The following is a 16,020-nucleotide window of genomic DNA, read 5'->3' as shown; positions in this document are numbered from 1 at the left end:
TGCCCCGTTCGTTCATTGTGCATCATTTTGCCCTTTTCGTCTCCGGAGCATGGCGACAATCATGACAAACGCGCCGACGGTAATCGCCGAATCGGCGACATTGAATGCCGGCCAGTGGTAGTTCCCCAGGTAAACATCAAGAAAATCAATAACCTCTCCAAAGCGAACCCGGTCGATCAGATTGCCGGCAGCCCCGGCAAAAATCAGCGCCAGAGAAATGATCAGGGGATAATCGTCGATCAGGCTGACCCGCAGATAATAGAGAATCAGCAGAATCGCCCCGATGGTGATGGCAATAAAAAACACTGTGCGGAAAAACGGCGGGGCGCCGGCCAGAAACCCGAACGCGGCGCCGGGATTTCTTACTGATGTGATGTTAAAGAAACCGTTTATTACGGCATAAGAGTCATGGAGACGCATCGCCGCTACAATCCATGCCTTTGTCGCCTGATCGAGGAGAACCACCAGAATCGCTATCGCCAGAAAAATTCCGTTTTTTTTGTTCAAAAATTACCCCCTGTGGACACTTCCGCCCGGCGTGGGCGCAACAAATGATGGAAGTACGGACGGGTTTTAAACCCGCCCCTCATGAACCAACTCTGGCAAAAGATCCCCGAATGATATGTTTTTTTAACCATTCAACATGATAATAAAATCTGTCATTCCCGAGGGTGTAATCGGGAATATGGTACCGGTTTTAAAACCGTATCCCCGATAGAAACACTCGGGGATGACAAGCTTGGTTAAGTATTCAATAGTTACCGTTTTTTACAGATTCTTCACGCACCTCGTGCAGAGCGTCGGATGGTCGGCGCTTTCGCCCACCGTCTCGCTGTAGTTCCAGCAGCGTTCGCACTTGACGCCTTTCGCCCGACTCACGCCTACGACAAGCCCGGGAATTTCCGGACTCTGATAGCCATTTTCAATTGCAGCGGCTTCAACGACGGCAACCGCCGAGACAATCAGAAATGCACGCAAATCCTCGGCATTTTCCTGAAGCAGCGGGCGAATGTCATCCGGCGCGGCAATCAGGACCGCGGCGTCCAAAGAGTGGCCGACAACCTTGTTCTGGCGCGCCGTCTCGATGGCCCGGGCAACCTCGCTTTTTACGGCGATGAGTTTCTTCCATTTTTCGCCCAGTTCCGGTTGAAGTTTCACGCTGTCCACTTCCGGAAAAACGGTAAGATGGATGCTCTCCGGCTTGCCTGCCCGTTCCGGCAGGGCCAGCCAGATTTCTTCCGCCGTAAAGGTCAGAATCGGCGCCAGAAGTTTTGCCATCGCCTCCAGAATCTCGTGCATCGCCGTCTGTCCGGAGCGGCGCGGGCGGGATGCCGTCTTTGACGTATAAAGACGGTCCTTCAGTACGTCCAGATACAGCGAGGAGAGATCAACGGTGCAGAAATTGTACAGCGTCGTATAGACCTGATGGTACTGGTAGAGCTCGTACGCTTCGCGGACCCGGCGGATCACCTCCTGCAGCCGGTGCAGAATCCAGCGGTCCATCTCCTCCATGTCTTCATACGGCACAGAGTCTGTCTCCGGATGGAAATCCGAGATATTGCCAAGGATAAAGCGGCCCGTGTTGCGAATTCGCCGGTAGGCTTCGACGAGGCGTTTCAGAATCTCCTCGGAGACCCGGATGTCTTCGGTGTAGTCCGCCGAGGCAACCCAGAGCCGGAGGATTTCCGCCCCGTAGCCGTCGATGATCTTCTGCGGGTCGGTGACGTTTCCCACCGATTTCGACATCTTCTTTCCGTCGCCGTCCACGACAAAACCGTGCGTCAGGACATTGAGGTACGGGGCGCGTCCCCGGGAGGCCACCGACTCCAAAAGCGAGGAGTGAAACCAGCCTCGGTGCTGATCGTTGCCTTCGAGATACATGTCCGCAGGCGAGCGGAGATAATCCCGCCCTTCAAGGACGGCGGCATGGCTGACGCCGGAATCGAACCAGACATCGAGGATGTCGGTTTCCTTTTTGAAGTCGTCGCCGCCGCATTTAGGGCAGACGCATCCAGCCGGCAGCAGCTCCCTGGCCTCGCGTTCAAACCAGACATCGGCCCCCTGTTCGCGGACAAGCGAAACCAGATTATCGATGATCGGCTGATTCAGCAACTGCTCCCCGCAAGTCTTGCAGGTAAATACGGTAATCGGCACGCCCCAGAGCCGCTGGCGGGAGATGCACCAGTCGGGCCGGTTTTCGATCATCCCGTAGATGCGGTCCCGCCCCCACGACGGAATCCATTTGACGTTGTCGATCGCCTGCAGCGTCTTTTTCCGCAGGTCGTTTTTCTCCATCGAGACAAACCACTGTTCCGTGGAGCGGAAAATGATCGGGTTCTTGCAACGCCAGCAGTGGGGATAGGTGTGCTTGATATCCACCCGACCCAAGAGCGCGCCCGCGCCTTTGAGCTTTTCGATCACCGCGTCGTTTGCGGAAAAGACAAACTGACCGGAAAAGTCCTTGACATCCTTGGTGAATTTACCGTCATCATCAACGGGAGCGTAGTTCTCCAGACCATATTTCATCCCGATCTCATAATCCTCCTGACCGTGGCCGGGGGCGATATGCACGCAGCCGGTTCCGGTGTCGAGGGTGACAAACGGGGCGATGATCAGGAGGCTCTCCCTGTCGATAATCGGATGGCGGAACTTGAGCCCCTCCAAGGCAGATCCGGAAAATTCGTCGAGAATTTCATAGGGTTCACCGCTAAGACCGAAGGCGCTCAGACAGTTGTCGAGGAGTTCCCTGGCAAAAATCAAAACCTCTCCCCTGATCTTGAGGGCAACGTAGATAAAATCGGCATGGAGCGCAACGGCGAGGTTGGCCGGGATCGTCCACGGGGTCGTCGTCCAGATGACGACCGAAACCTGCTCGCCGGCAAGCTTCGGCAACCGGGCGGACACGTCGGAAACGGCGGGGAATTTCACGTAGATCGACGGGGTGCTGTGATCCTGATACTCAACCTCGGCCTCGGCCAGCGCCGTTTTGCAGGAGGCGCACCAGTAAACGGGCTTTTTGCCTTTATAGACGCCGCCGCCCAGATAGAGCCTCCCCAGCTCCGCTACGGTCGCCGCCTCGTAATCGTAGGCCATCGTCAGGTAGGGGTTGTCCCACTCCCCGAAAACCCCGAGCCGCTTGAACTGTTCCCGCTGGATATCAACGTAACGTTCGGCGTACTGGCGGCAGAAGCGCCTCTTTTCCGTCTGGGAGAGGGTTCCTTTCTTTTCGCCCAATTCCTTGTCAACCTGGTGCTCAATGGGCAGGCCGTGGCAATCCCAGCCGGGGACATAGACGCTGTCAAAGCCGGCCATGTTTTTAGACTTCACCAGCACGTCCTTGATGATCTTGTTGAGCGCCGTTCCGAGATGGATGCTGCCGTTGGCATAGGGCGGCCCGTCGTGAAGTATGTAAGGCTTTCTACCTTTGGATGTCTGGCGTATCAGGTCATAGATATGCATCCCGTCCCAGCGGGAAAGCATTTCCGGCTCACGTTTGGCGAGATTGGCCTTCATCGGGAAATCGGTATGCGGAAGATTCAGTGTATCCTTGTAATCCATCTAAAAGCGCTCCTTAACACAAGTATTCTTTCTTAAAAGTGCGGCAGGCTACCATATATCCCGTACCCTTTCAAGGTGGTTTTAAGACATGGGTGTGCGACAAATTTATGGGTAGAGCAGTTTTTCACCCCTCTTTAGCAAAGAGGGGTTGGGGGAGATTTGATGGAGAATAAATATCCCCTTGCTTTTATTATGAATCCCCCCTGCCCCCCTTTTCCAAAGGGGGGATAAGTTTCTGCAAGTATTATGATACCCACATTTTTGTCGCAGACCCTTAAGACATGAATCTTCTGGAAAAAAAAGACTGCCTGATTTTGCTTACACTCCTACGTACAGTTGCTGCATGCTTCAGCGATCCAGGCGTTGATGCTCTTATGGTTGCGCTTGGCTGCCATTGCAATAGCGCTGTGCAGCTCCGGCGAGAGTCGCACCATGAGACGACCCGTAAAGGGCTTATTGGGTGTTTCGCCTCGCTCGGCGCAGCTTTCCAGATAGAAATTAACCGCCTCCTCGAAGGCTTGGCGGATATCCTGCACCGATTCCCCATGAAAAGTAATAATATCGCGGATTCCGGACACGCGACCAATAAAGCAGCCGTCTTCGTCGCTATATTCGATCCGGGCGGAATAGCCTTTATGCATCATGGGTTTGCTCATGGTTTCACCTCCAGTTGTTCAAAAAATTCACGGGCAGCGCGTACTTGGTATGGCTTAGCCTCCTTGCCCGGATGGGGACGATGGAAGTCAGCGCGCAGGCCTCCGCGCTTAAAGCCCACCCTTGACCCTGCCCCTTCGATCATTTCACAGCCTGCCGCGATAAGCAGTGATTCAATCCGGCGCCATTCCAAGGTTCGCGGTGGCGGCTCGGCAAAAATCGCGGACAGGGTTTTTCTATGCGCGCTGTTCATAGCTGTAGTGATATTAAAAATAGTGCCACTTGTCAAGAAAATTCCCCTGACCGCCGAGGAGGCTACAGCCGCCTGACGGCTTCAATGAGGCCGGGGCATTGCTGCCCCGGAAAATCGCGTGAAGACGGCAGCGGAAGTAGTCGATATCTCGCTGGGCCGTCCGAACGGAACATTCGAAACGATGGGCCAGCGTCGAAGCATTAGGAAATCTCTGGTTTCTCGCTTCCTGATGAAACCAGAAAAACCTCTCCAGAAGAATTTGTTCTCCCACGGCATGACCCCCGTTCAGGTTTAAGGGCTTAGTAAAAAGTGCGCAGGCGGTATTGTAGGGCAAATCAACATCCCCTCCCCTTTCAGTCTTTTGGATACGTCAAGGGTCAAGGAATTTACGATTTTTGTAAGTACATTTTCCGGAGTTCTTATAATCTTGAGCGCTACGTGCGCAAGCAATTAAGCAAATACGTGACGTTTCGTCAAGGTATATCTGAGATAAGGCCTTGCTGATATGCGTCAATTGCGGAAAAGTCAGCGGGCGCGGCATCAGGAGAAGCCGGTTCAGCGGCGTGCCGGCATGAGTGCTTCGTATAGCCGCGAAACCGAAGTAGGGGCACGGCATGCCGTGCCCCTACTGTCAAAACCCCGTTCGCCATGTATTTTGTTTGGTGCAGGGCTGAAAAATCTTCCAAGTTGATATGGCCCCCGACAGGGAAACATGGTAAAGGGAAAAAGTTTTTGATGGAGCCAATTGCAAAACGATTTGTCTTTCCCGAATGTCTCTATCGGGAATATGGTTTTTCAAGCAGTTAGAACCAGATTCCCGCTCAGAATCGTTGCGGGAATGACAAGAATGGGGAGTTTTGCAATTGGCTCGTGGAGAAAGTGATGGAATCAGAAAATGTAAAAAGACAGATGGCTTTCAGCATAGCCGGAAGGGCCATAACTATCGGTCTCTGGATCAATGTAATCCTGATGGTCGTAAAGCTGCTGTCCGGCCATTTCGGCCATTCCGAGGCGGTGTTTGCCGACGGGCTGGAAAGCGCGACCGACATGCTGGCCATGATCGCCGGGATGGCGGCGCTGAAGATCGGCAGCAAACCCTTTGACGATGACCACCCCTACGGCCACGGCAAGGCGGAGAGCATCGCCGCCTTCTTCATTTCGCTGGTGATTCTATCCACCGGCGGCGGCATTCTCTACGGGGCAATCACCACGATCGTCGAAAAAGATTACGGAAAGCCGGGCTTAATCGCCGTTGCTGCTGCCGTTATCACCATTGTCATCAAGGAAACCCTGTTTCGCTATACAAGGCGCATCGCCAAAAAAACTGAGAGCCCGACGCTCGAAGCGATCGCGACGGACCATCGCAAGGATGCTCTCACCTCGATTGCGACCCTTGTTGGCGTCGGCGGGGCATATCTCGGCGTTGCATTGCTCGACCCGATCGCAGCCGGTCTTACCGCGCTTTTCATCTTTCATATCGGCTGGCAGACACTCAGAAGCGCCTCGAACGACCTGATGGACGGGCAGCCCCCGGAAGGAATCATCAAGGCTATAACAGATGCGGCCGCCTGCGTTCCCGGCGTCGATTGCGTCAACGAGGTGCGGATCAGGCGCTCCGGGCAAAATCTGATTGTCGATCTGAAGCTGGATATGAATCCGCAACTGACGGTTCAAGAATCTCACGGAATCGGGAACCAGGTGCGAAAACTGATTTTCGAGCGATTTCCCCGCGTCGGCGACATCATGATCCATGTCCATCCGAGTATGGAGGAGCACGGGGAAATAAGCAGGCTTTGAGAAAAACACAGGAGGCGTCAAACTGAAAACGAAAAGGGGACAGGCTACTTTTTGGGGGCCTGTCGATGAGGCAGGGATGCCAAGAGCCCAGGATTCCGCACGGGGATATTGTAAAATCGATGATTGGATTGTTGTGCATGGGAAAGCCCGACTACGACGCGATTGAGGCGTTTCGGGATGTTCCGTTTTTCGGTTGCAACATAGGCATCGGTCAATGTTCCGCCTGTCCGACTCTCAGACAGCGCTTGGATGTCGTGAATGGGGCGTTTAATCAAATTGTCAAAGAAGAGTCGGCGAAATTGATTCGCAAGACGGCTGCTGAGATAGGCACGGTATCCACCAGCAAGGGCGAGTTGGTACCCTTGGACATCGATGTCAGCCCCTCTGACAATTGAGCAGCTCCGGATTGTCCAGATAATCGGCAAAAAGATAGCCTTGGGAAACCCCGATTTGCCCCGTCCGCAGGGCCTCCTGAAGGCTCCCCCGGAAGCCTCGGAAATCCAAAAACTCTTTTGAGTGAACTTACCGATTTTCCAGTGAAATTAACGATTGTAGCCAGAGTGACTACAAAAGCCTCAAGAAGCCTCTCCGGGCAACCGTCAGCGGCTGGAGAATGCCCTGTTCGCGGATCGTCTCGGCAAGAGTGCTTATAGACACTCCTTCCGGGTCGAGGCCGGTGCGAATCTGCGCGCCCGTCTCGATCAAGTCAATGGCAACATTCATGAACTCCGCGGCGCTTGCCTCCGGCTCCGGGCATTTCTGTCTGGATTATCATCACAACCTATTTTCCCTTCTGTCCCCGACGGGCGATCAATCAGAACAGAAAATCCATAACCGTCTTGCGAATCAGTCTCGCAGACTCTTCCTTGACCATTTGCTCAAAAGCCTTGTTCGCACGCTGCCTGAGGGTTGGACTAGCGGATATGTCAGCTCACTCTTCCTTGAGAACCTCCTGTACCTTTTTTCTTCTTTTCTTCATGAAGGGAAGCAGGTTTGAGAGCAGCAAAAAGAGCACGATCACCAATGTCACACCGGATATGGGCCTGGTAACAAAGATGGTAAAACTGCCGTCTGATATGAGGAGCGATTGACGCAGGTTCTGTTCCAAGAGCGGACCCATGACGAAGGCGAGGACAAGCGGGGATGATTCATAGCCAAATTTTCGCATCAGATAACCTACAGCGCCGAAGAAGATCATCAACGACACGTCGAAGATGGAACTGTTGACGCTGTATGCGCCGATGAGGCAGAAAAGCAGAATCATCGGCATGAGGATCCGATAGGGTATCTTGAGCAACTTGACCCAGAGCCCGATGAGGGGCAAGTTGAGCAGCACCAGCAGAACGTTTCCCACATACATACTCGCGATGAGGCTCCAGAATATATCCGGGCTGTTCCTCATGAGCATTGGGCCCGGTTGCACCCCATGAATGATAAAGGCAGAGAAGAGCATGGCCATGACAATATTGGAAGGGATGCCAAGAGCGAGCAGGGGGATCATGGACCCTCCTGCCGCGGCATTGTTCGCTGTCTCCGGTCCGGCCACACCCTCAATTGCCCCCTTTCCAAAACGCTCTGGTTCCTTCGCAAGTTTTTTCTCCATAGCATATGACAGAAAAGAGGCGAGTATTGCGCCGCCGCCTGGCAGGATGCCCAGAAAAAAACCGAACACCGACCCTCGCATTATGGCCCATTTTGACTGGGCATAGTCAGCAAGTGATGGCCAGATGTGTTTGATTTCTGTTTTAAAGACTTCCCTCTTTATCTCTGTCTCGATGTTCATGAAAACCTCGGACACCCCGAAAAGCCCCATAACAAGGGGTGTAATGCCGATACCATCGGTCAGCTGATTGACGCCGAAAGTGAAGCGGGGAAGCCCTACCATCATGTCGAGGCCAATAGTGCCAAGGATTATGCCCACAAGTGCCATCATCAGCGCCTTGACCATCGAACCCTGCGTCAGGTAGGTAAGGATAATGAGTCCCGCGCACATGAGGGAAAAATATTCCGGGGGTCCAAATCCGAGAGCCACATTAGCCAGCGGCTGCGCGATCAGCATCAAACCGATTATGGAAATGGTGCCCCCGAAAAAGGAACCTATGGCCGATATGCCCAGTGCAGTTCCTGCCCGGCCGTGTCTTGCCATCTGGTACCCATCGATACAGGTCACAACGGAGGCGGCCTCGCCGGGAATGTTGACAAGAATGGACGTGGTCGATCCGCCATACATGGCCCCGTAGTAAATACCAGCAAGCATGATGAGACTCGAATGGATTGGAACGCCAAAAGTTGCCGGCAAGAGAAGTGCCATGGCCCCTACGGGCCCGATGCCCGGCAGGACACCGACAAGTGTGCCGATCACAACGCCGATACAGCAGAAAAGCAGGTTGACAGGCGTCAAGGCGATCTGAAAACCGAGATAAAGATTAGTTATTACTTCCATAATTCAAATCCTTAAAATCCCAAGGGTCCTATGGGAAACTGACAATTCAGCCACTTGGAAAAGACATAATAGGTAATCACCGTCGCAAGCAATGCCCAAATAGCCACCTTCCCGATCTTCTGTGGTTCAACGATCCAGAAGAGGAATGTCATCAGCAAAAACGTACTGATGTTGTAACCCGCAAGTGGGATCGCCTGAGCATAGATCACAAGGCCTGCAAAAACGAAAAACACCTTCCTCGAGCCAATCACGCGAAACATGGAAGGGCTGTGAGCCTTATTCCTTTTTGCTGCAGTCTGCAAAAAGGAGATGAGAGCGAGAATGCTGAGGAGGACTGCAGCACCGAATGGCATGAACCCCATGCCCGGTTCACTGAAGCTGCCGATCCCGAGATTAAATGAGGCTACAGAAACGACAACACCAATAAAAAACCAGAAAAGGTTCCCTATCACGTCATCATTCATTTTTTCTCCTTTGGTATCTTCAGATCGTTTACCCATTTGCCATTAAGCTTGTATGCCGCATCCAGGAATTCCCTCGTATCTTCCGAGTTCAGGTAGGCAGGCGTGTGATCAATCCTTGTCAGTGTATCCTGATACGCCTGACTATTATATGCTTTATGGAATGCGTCTTCGAGTTTTTTGACAATGTCCGTAGGCGTACCTTTCGGGGCAAGGATTAAGAATGTAGAATCATTGTAGAAATCGTAGCCGAGCTCCTTCAGTGTCGGTACGTTGGGGAAATTCCTGTTTCGTTTGAGATCGTGAGTCGCAAGGAGCCGTAACCGCCCTTCCTGGACGAATGGCTTCCATTCCGTGCTCGAGGACGCAGCGGTCACATGACCGCCAAGAAGCGCGGTCACAGTTGGCATACTTCCGTTATAAGGCACGTGGGTCCATGTAATACCTTCCTGTTTGGCGATATACAACATGGACATGTGCATAGCGGAGCCTATCCCCAGCGTACTGTATGTCACCTTCCCAGGATTTTTCCGCGCGAATTCAACAAGGTCTTTGACCGTCTTGAATGGTGAATCGGCAAGCACCACGAGGCCGCTCGCCGTTCTCGCGTGCTGCATGATCGGAATAAAATCATTGCGGTCGAACTGCACATGTCTGATGTGGGGGATCCTCGTGAAAGGGGCCGACGCGGTCGAAAGGAGGTGATATCCGTCCGGCTTTTCCTTCGCAACGATGCCGGCTGCAACTGTGGCCCCGGCAGCCCCGTTATTGGTAATGATAAGGGGCTGACCCAGGATTTTTTCCGCTTCGACGCAAAGCGCCCTTGTCGTCGTATCCACCACTCCGCCCGCCGCATAACTTACGAGGATATTGATCGGCTTTGTCGGAAAAGCCGACTGGCTCCATGAAGAGCTTGCCGTCATTGTCAACATCAGAAACCCCAGAGCTATAGCCCCCAACCACGCTTTGTGCTTTTGTGCTCCCATAATACGCCTCCCTTTTTTTAATAGATAAAGTTAATGCCTTGCGTGCGATTTGCTTCCTGTTATCAAGCACGCCCTTGACAGCCCATTCAGGTAATTAGAAAGACAAGGTCATCGGACTATGGCCGCCTCCCCAATGTGTAGTTGCATTTCAACCGTTTCCGCATACCCCTCAGCACAATCAGCCTATACAGAAAAAATTGTTTGAGGAGTCTTGTGGAGACGCTCGCCAGGACCATCAGGCCCAATCAGCCAGTTGTCCCATATTGAGAGCCAATATCTATTCGAAGCAACAGTTGGATGTACCACGATATTCATGTTCGACTTCAGCTTCATGGGTTCATCGTCTCTGATGGCAGGTCGTTCGACAAGATCATAGCCCTGACCGTGCGAATAGAGTCTTGTTTCCGTCGGCATGCCCTTGCTCACAAGGAATTCATTATTCGCATCCCAGATGTCCTTGGGAGCCGCGCCCGGTTTCAGGAGCTTTACCGTGTTTAGCTGTGTTTCCTTTAGAAGCTCGTGCGCATCGTAGAGGTCATTCGGCACATCGCCCACAAAAAAACAACGACCCATTTCTCCGTACATTCCGCCCGGACCATTTACTTCAATCATCAGCGTGAACTGATCGCCCTCTCGCACCATTCTGTTTTGAAAATGGCGCTTTTGTGGAACAGCTGGCACTCCGTATGGCGCTGAGCCGCCGATGATCAGTTGTTCCTCGCTTCCCAAAGAGTTGACCTTGTGGACGATGTCGCCAATGATCTCGAAATCTCTCCTGCCGGGTTTTATCACTGTCAGGGCATACTCAAGCGCAGCATCCTGAATGGCAATCGTCTTCATAAGGAACCCAATCTCTTCTTCACTCTTTACTGCCTTGATTCCATCTACCAAGTCCGTAGCATCGACAAATTTGACACCGGGAAGATTCTTTAACAGGTATCCATAAAACATGCCCGTCATCTGAGCTGTATTTACAAGTCCGACAGTGCCATCCTTCCGCGCCTTTATTGCCGAAACGGCCAACTCCGCATCATAGGCGCCGCTGTAAGCAAGACTCGGAAAGTATGGCGCGGTAAGCCTTGAGCCTACTCCTCGTAAAGTCCATGCGGGCGGGCCGAAATCACTCGGCGGCCTGCCGCCGCTCGTGATGGTGGTCATCAAGTCATTCAAAGGAAAGATGACGGTAATCGGATAGGAATTACGCGCAGGTATTTCGGTAAACCACTGGACATAACCACCCAGCCATTGGTTCTGGTTCTGCATGACAAGCACATCGATCTTCTGCGCTTCCATCTCAGCCCGCACAGCCTTCCACCGCCTTTGGAGTTCTCCGTCGGATGCCGACATCGTCATTATTTCTTTCTGATCATATGCCATTTAGTCTTCTCCTTTCAATACCTTAGAAAAATAAATATTCCCCCAGACAATCTCTGTAATGTTGTTTCCCTTTTTCAGAGTGACTCAAAATCCGTCAAACCCTGTTACCAACGGCTATTTATTTTCGCTATAATCGCGGGTTGGAACAAGCGGACTGTATAGTCCGCACTTCAATAAAAGGTAGCGCATCGCAAGATCGCCGATTAATCCGGAAAGAACTGCGGCATAAAGCAATGCCATGCTGCCGCCTTCGATGCCGACCGCCAAGCTAACGATAACCGAAATGGTGGGGATAACCATTCCCAGCGCAACAACCACACCCCAAAAAATCGGCGACCATTTCCCGAATACCATATGCCTGATCGTAACTTGACCCAGCTTGGACGTGTACCTCACGCTGATAAGATATACAGGGATTAAAAACAGGTACCCTACGAGCAATATGCGAATCCATTCCTCTATGGCGGGGCCTATCTCAACAGCTCCGGTAGTCAGGGCAATACCCAATGTCAACTCCGCCCCTCCCCAGAGGCCGCTTACTCCGTATAGGACCGGCAGAAGAGCTGTGTTCCACAGTGAGATGCCATTAACATAGTTCATCGCGAATCCGCCGTAGATAACGGTTAGAAAAGCGAATATATCCGCCGCTATCAGGAAACCGGTGACGCGGACTCCCGATTTGAGCAAAATTATGTGTATGGCCCCAAGTACAAAGAACAAACTGACGAACATGATCCCCCGGGAAATCCACGAGGTCTTCCAACCCGAAGATAACGCCATCCTCCAGAAGCGAAAGGGTTTGCCAAGATAGAGCAGGTGAAGCCCTCCGCCCAGCACCTCACAAAAAATCCATCCGACGGTCATGGCCACAATGTTGTCGAATAATGAAGCGATAAAAAACATCCCGGCTCCCAGCTCGATAAAGAAGAACGCAAGCCAAAGTTTTACTCCGCCTTTATCGATCCACTCTGTCTGTGGAGTATAGGAAACCATAAATTCATAGAGCCTGCTCTGGATCATTCTTTTCTCCTTATTCAGTCAGTTGCGACTCTCGCCCTGTGGGGCGGTCTCTCAAAGAGGAACTTCCGAAAGCCAGTTCCTCTGAACCTCTGATGTTGCCGTAATGCTGCTTACAAAAGCCTCAGCCTGTTACGTAATATACCGACGGGTCCGTGCCGAATTCGGCATGCAACTGGGCCGGACGCCACTTCCGCATTAATGCGGAAATTTCACTGTTCTCGTCGTCGAGATCGCCAAAGTACCGCGCATGTGCAGGGCACGTGATGACACATGCCGGAGTTGCATCCCGATCGACGCCCGGTTTCAATCCGCGCTTAAGACCGCTATCGATTCTCTCCATGCAGAAATTGCATTTTACAACTGTCCCAAGCTCAAGAGGATAGAGTTTCTGTCCCATCTCCTCGAATTCGGTAAACCCCTGGCCCGGATAATGTTCCTTCCGTTTTGCATGGAAAGTGCGTACCTGATAAGGACAGGCCATTACGCAGGCGCGGCAACCCACACACTGATCGGCATCAATATAGATTACCCCATCCTCGCGTTTCTGCGTTGCCCCTGTCGGGCAGACTTCAGCGCACTTTGGCTCTTTGCAGTGATTGCAGAGAACCGGATACACGTGTTTTATTGCCGTCGGGAAGGAACCGCTTTCACCAATGAGCAATTTCCCCCACAAAACCCCGGAAGGCAGAAAATGCTCCTGAGCGCATTTGACGACACAACTATTGCAGCCCACGCATTTTGCCAAATTTATTATCATACCCCATCTCATGATCATCTCACCCCACTCTCTCTTCTTTGTAAACCTTTACTCTTACGGCTGGTTCAGATGCGCCGGACAGGGGATCAAAGCGCTTCTGATCCTGCCTGAGAAGCGCATTCGGGTTTATTCCTTTGCCCATAGCAATGGGCCTACCTTTGGCCCAACCGCCTAATCCCACCGCCGCCAATACCTGCGGATGGACCAGTTCGGAAAGCTTGACCGTTCCCGTTACTTTGTCTCCCCAACGATTTTCCAGAGTGACCCGATCGCCTTCCTTTATTCCTTTTTTCTTTCCCGTTTTCGAGTTCAGGACAACATTGTAGGTATAAGGGTTTCTCGAAGCAGCGTCATTGATGAAAGGATTTTGCGCCGAAAATCGGTAGGTCATCAACGAATCCCTTTGTGAGATAACAAAGAGGTCATATTCAGAACCGGAAGGCACTTCGGTGTAAATCACCGATGGTTGGTATGTTGTCATTCCTGTAAAATACTCCCGGTCAAAACGGAACCCGATTTTCTCAGACTTTCTGATCGTTTCCTCACAATCCGCCTCAATCGTCTCATAGTAGAGAGGGATGCGGGCATTAACAAACCAGCGCCAATAAGCTTCTTCGGGCTTTTTGTCCCAGGTCATAAAATCATTGTCCCTGAACCACTCCAGCCCCCGCTCGGCGCCAAAGTGATACTTCAGCGCTTTATCCATAAACTCTATGTTTGCGGGCCTGTCTCCCGGCCCAAGAATATGCGGTATTTCGATGTTCTTTCCGGCCTGTCTCGCATTCCGGAAGGTGTAAAGCTCATCCAGTTGCTTATTGTATTCATCTCTTACCCCTACCCTATCGGCAAGATCGTGCATAACGTCCATCAGGTTCCTTGTCTCGCCTTTGGGCTCGACAACAGGCATACGGACATGAAAACTCCATTTATCCATTCCTATAGGATAGTTATAGGTAACGCCAAATGAAGCCGCAAGGTCAAGGGTTTCGAGATAATGAGACTCAGGTAAAACGATGTCGCAGAATCCCTCGGTGGTTTCGTTGTGAAATGGTTGAAAGGCAGCCATAAAGGGAATTTTTTTGAGAAATTTTTCCGCCGCTTCAGGTCTGACCATGTTCATTACTATATTTGCACCATAAACCATGTAAAATTTCGGGAAAAACGTTCCTCCGGCATTCCGCCACAATTCTTCCCAATCCTCGCCCAAGGGATAAATGTTTGATCCTGAGTGAGTGAGAACATCCATAAAGTTCATTTTGGTCCCGGGACCGCCAGACTTGCGGGGCGGCCATACCGACCATCCGATAACCCAAGCTCCGCACGTCAGCATTCCCTCAAAACCTCCGTATGGAGAAAAGGTGAACCCCCCCGTCTCCGGATACCCAAGACTTCTTGCTGTGCCTGACCCGAGAATGCCTCCGCAAACATCCTGGTTGCCGAGCAAGGCGTTTATAAAGTGCATCGCACTGTACTGGTGATGAGAATTCTGATGGGTTTGCAGTCCTTTGTACCCAACCACGCAGGCTGGCCGGTAAGGAACTTCCACACCCTTGATTTTAATGGTGCTTCCTATCTTCGCCTCTTCCACAAGTTCTCTCGCCAAACGTCTTATGGTGTTGGCAGGGACAGTGCTTACCTCAGAAGCCCATTCTGGTTTATATTGTTTCAAGTGTTCTTTTATAAGGGCAAAAACAGGTTGGCACTCGACTCCCTCAACGGTATATTTCCCATCTAATGCCGGTCTGGTCAGGCTGGGGTCATCATAGGCTTTTACCTTGCCGTCCGCTTCATCGAAGAGGAGAGGCTTGTTTTCTCTACTGTCCCTTACGAAAAGGCGGTCGGGACCTGTCAGATATGGTCCGTTGGTTTTGTGCCGTATGTAGTCCACATCGTAAACGCCTATCTCGTTCACAATCAGATTGGCTATCACCAAAAAGACCGCTATGTCGGTTGCCGGTAAAATGGGAATCCATTCTTCTCCTTTGGAGGCAACTGTAAAACCTTGGGGGTCCATGACTTTCATTTTCATACCCCTCTCCCGCGCTTGCGCCCCCTGCCTGATGGTGGCGCTGCCGTTGCGACCGCCCCCCCATCCTTCATTGCCACCGCACCGAAGCACATAATTACAATAATCATAGTCAGGAATTATATCCCAGGCGGCATAATGCAAAGCTCCTACGTGATGCGCGCTTGCGCCGCACATGACGCTGGGACCGCCGGAGACATGGGTCCCGCCGCAAGCCGTCATTAAGCGCAAGAAGTTTATCGTCGCCCTCGTACCACCCGTCGGGCCGGGGGTCATGCCGAAGAAGGCTTCCCTGGGGTCCTTCTGACGAACGTCCTTAAGTTTTTCAACAACTATATCCATTGCTTCTTCCCAGGAGATCCTCTGCCAACCCGGGTCTTCGTGAAGCCCTTTCCTGGGATTCGTCCTCTTTAAGGGATAGAGAATTCTGTCGGGGCTATACAAATCCATAAGCGAAGTCACGCCCTTCGCGCAAATTCCGCCCCTGGCGCCGCGGTCGCTCTCCGGCACCCCCTCAACTGCAACAGGCTTGCCATCAAGCACTCTTACCCTTACCGCACATTCACCATAACATCCGGAGCAAATAGTGTGAACCCAGTAATCCTTTTGCGCATCCCTTTTTCCGAAGAACTCCCTATAGCGTTTTCTGTCTTTCTCGATAATATTCATTACAAAATCACCTCACAGC

15 protein-coding genes are annotated in these 16,020 nt (G+C 52.0%); 2 read left to right on the top strand and 13 right to left on the bottom strand.

Annotated features, from left to right (window positions below; genetic code table 11):
- Positions 1–12: 12 nt before the first annotated feature.
- The 5 genes from lspA to M0P74_02110 all read right to left on the bottom strand — a co-directional run bounded on the left by lspA (position 13) and on the right by M0P74_02110 (position 4,736).
- Positions 13–507: a signal peptidase II gene (gene lspA, locus M0P74_02130; GenBank protein ID MCK9362390.1), complete on the bottom strand. Its 495-nt coding sequence runs from the start codon at positions 505–507 to the stop codon at positions 13–15.
- A 261-nt stretch (positions 508–768) separates the two neighbouring features.
- The gene (ileS, locus tag M0P74_02125; protein MCK9362389.1) at positions 769–3,558 is read right to left on the bottom strand and encodes an isoleucine--tRNA ligase; all 2,790 of its coding nucleotides are present in this window, start codon (positions 3,556–3,558) and stop codon (positions 769–771) included.
- Positions 3,559–3,884: 326 nt separating this feature from the next.
- A complete protein-coding gene (locus M0P74_02120) occupies positions 3,885–4,214 on the bottom strand; it encodes a type II toxin-antitoxin system HicB family antitoxin (GenBank protein ID MCK9362388.1) in 330 nt (109 codons plus the stop codon).
- Positions 4,211–4,501 (bottom strand): type II toxin-antitoxin system HicA family toxin, encoded by a 291-nt coding sequence (locus M0P74_02115; GenBank protein ID MCK9362387.1) that lies wholly within the window; start codon positions 4,499–4,501, stop codon positions 4,211–4,213. Before M0P74_02115 ends, M0P74_02120 begins: the two co-directional genes overlap by 4 nt.
- Positions 4,479–4,736 carry a hypothetical protein gene (locus M0P74_02110; GenBank protein ID MCK9362386.1) on the bottom strand — a complete coding sequence of 86 codons (258 nt, stop codon included), beginning with the start codon at positions 4,734–4,736 and terminating at the stop codon, positions 4,479–4,481. The genes M0P74_02115 and M0P74_02110 overlap by 23 nt, the downstream gene beginning before the upstream one ends.
- A gap of 611 nt (positions 4,737–5,347) precedes the next feature.
- On the opposite strand from M0P74_02110, the gene M0P74_02105 reads away from it, so the two are divergent.
- Together M0P74_02105 and M0P74_02100 are read left to right on the top strand one after the other, a co-directional pair.
- Positions 5,348–6,262, top strand: a complete 915-nt coding sequence (locus M0P74_02105; protein MCK9362385.1) for a cation diffusion facilitator family transporter — start codon at positions 5,348–5,350, stop codon at positions 6,260–6,262.
- 119 nt (positions 6,263–6,381) lie between these two features.
- Positions 6,382–6,657: a hypothetical protein gene (locus M0P74_02100; GenBank protein MCK9362384.1), complete on the top strand. Its 276-nt coding sequence runs from the start codon at positions 6,382–6,384 to the stop codon at positions 6,655–6,657.
- A 169-nt stretch (positions 6,658–6,826) separates the two neighbouring features.
- On the opposite strand, the gene M0P74_02095 is transcribed toward M0P74_02100, so the two are convergent.
- The 8 genes from M0P74_02095 to M0P74_02060 form a co-directional block, all read right to left on the bottom strand.
- On the bottom strand, positions 6,827–6,985 hold the full coding sequence (locus M0P74_02095; GenBank protein ID MCK9362383.1) for a hypothetical protein: 159 nt from the start codon (positions 6,983–6,985) through the stop codon (positions 6,827–6,829).
- Positions 6,986–7,193: 208 nt separating this feature from the next.
- Positions 7,194–8,705, bottom strand: a complete 1,512-nt coding sequence (locus M0P74_02090) for a tripartite tricarboxylate transporter permease (protein MCK9362382.1) — start codon at positions 8,703–8,705, stop codon at positions 7,194–7,196.
- Between the two features lie 11 nt (positions 8,706–8,716).
- A complete protein-coding gene (locus M0P74_02085) occupies positions 8,717–9,169 on the bottom strand; it encodes a tripartite tricarboxylate transporter TctB family protein (GenBank protein ID MCK9362381.1) in 453 nt (150 codons plus the stop codon).
- On the bottom strand, positions 9,166–10,152 hold the full coding sequence (locus M0P74_02080) for a tripartite tricarboxylate transporter substrate binding protein (protein MCK9362380.1): 987 nt from the start codon (positions 10,150–10,152) through the stop codon (positions 9,166–9,168). Before M0P74_02080 ends, M0P74_02085 begins: the two co-directional genes overlap by 4 nt.
- Positions 10,153–10,335: 183 nt before the next feature.
- The gene (locus M0P74_02075; GenBank protein MCK9362379.1) at positions 10,336–11,529 is read right to left on the bottom strand and encodes a M24 family metallopeptidase; all 1,194 of its coding nucleotides are present in this window, start codon (positions 11,527–11,529) and stop codon (positions 10,336–10,338) included.
- Positions 11,530–11,643: 114 nt separating this feature from the next.
- Positions 11,644–12,549: a polysulfide reductase NrfD gene (gene nrfD / locus M0P74_02070; GenBank protein ID MCK9362378.1), complete on the bottom strand. Its 906-nt coding sequence runs from the start codon at positions 12,547–12,549 to the stop codon at positions 11,644–11,646.
- A gap of 121 nt (positions 12,550–12,670) precedes the next feature.
- A complete protein-coding gene (locus M0P74_02065; GenBank protein MCK9362377.1) occupies positions 12,671–13,306 on the bottom strand; it encodes a 4Fe-4S dicluster domain-containing protein in 636 nt (211 codons plus the stop codon).
- Positions 13,307–13,325: 19 nt separating this feature from the next.
- Complete coding sequence (locus tag M0P74_02060; GenBank protein ID MCK9362376.1) at positions 13,326–16,001, bottom strand: molybdopterin-dependent oxidoreductase; 2,676 nt, start codon at positions 15,999–16,001, stop codon at positions 13,326–13,328.
- Positions 16,002–16,020: the final 19 nt, after the last annotated feature.

The organism is Syntrophales bacterium, assembly GCA_023229765.1.
In the GTDB taxonomy this organism is placed as follows: domain Bacteria; phylum Desulfobacterota; class Syntrophia; order Syntrophales; family UBA5619; genus DYTH01.
The sequence above is the reverse complement of the archived record's forward strand: the minus strand, read 5'-3'. Positions and strand labels throughout refer to the sequence as shown.

Coding starts and splice junctions, on each gene's coding strand:
- M0P74_02060 (MCK9362376.1), bottom strand. CDS start 16,001: ATGAATATTATCGAGAAAGACAGAAAACGCTATAGGGAGTTCTTCGGA.
- M0P74_02085 (MCK9362381.1), bottom strand. CDS start 9,169: ATGAATGATGACGTGATAGGGAACCTTTTCTGGTTTTTTATTGGTGTT.
- M0P74_02080 (MCK9362380.1), bottom strand. CDS start 10,152: ATGGGAGCACAAAAGCACAAAGCGTGGTTGGGGGCTATAGCTCTGGGG.
- M0P74_02065 (MCK9362377.1), bottom strand. CDS start 13,306: ATGATAATAAATTTGGCAAAATGCGTGGGCTGCAATAGTTGTGTCGTC.
- M0P74_02105 (MCK9362385.1), top strand. CDS start 5,348: ATGGAATCAGAAAATGTAAAAAGACAGATGGCTTTCAGCATAGCCGGA.
- M0P74_02090 (MCK9362382.1), bottom strand. CDS start 8,705: ATGGAAGTAATAACTAATCTTTATCTCGGTTTTCAGATCGCCTTGACG.
- M0P74_02120 (MCK9362388.1), bottom strand. CDS start 4,214: ATGAGCAAACCCATGATGCATAAAGGCTATTCCGCCCGGATCGAATAT.
- M0P74_02075 (MCK9362379.1), bottom strand. CDS start 11,529: ATGGCATATGATCAGAAAGAAATAATGACGATGTCGGCATCCGACGGA.
- nrfD (MCK9362378.1), bottom strand. CDS start 12,549: ATGATCCAGAGCAGGCTCTATGAATTTATGGTTTCCTATACTCCACAG.
- M0P74_02100 (MCK9362384.1), top strand. CDS start 6,382: ATGATTGGATTGTTGTGCATGGGAAAGCCCGACTACGACGCGATTGAG.
- ileS (MCK9362389.1), bottom strand. CDS start 3,558: ATGGATTACAAGGATACACTGAATCTTCCGCATACCGATTTCCCGATG.
- M0P74_02095 (MCK9362383.1), bottom strand. CDS start 6,985: ATGAATGTTGCCATTGACTTGATCGAGACGGGCGCGCAGATTCGCACC.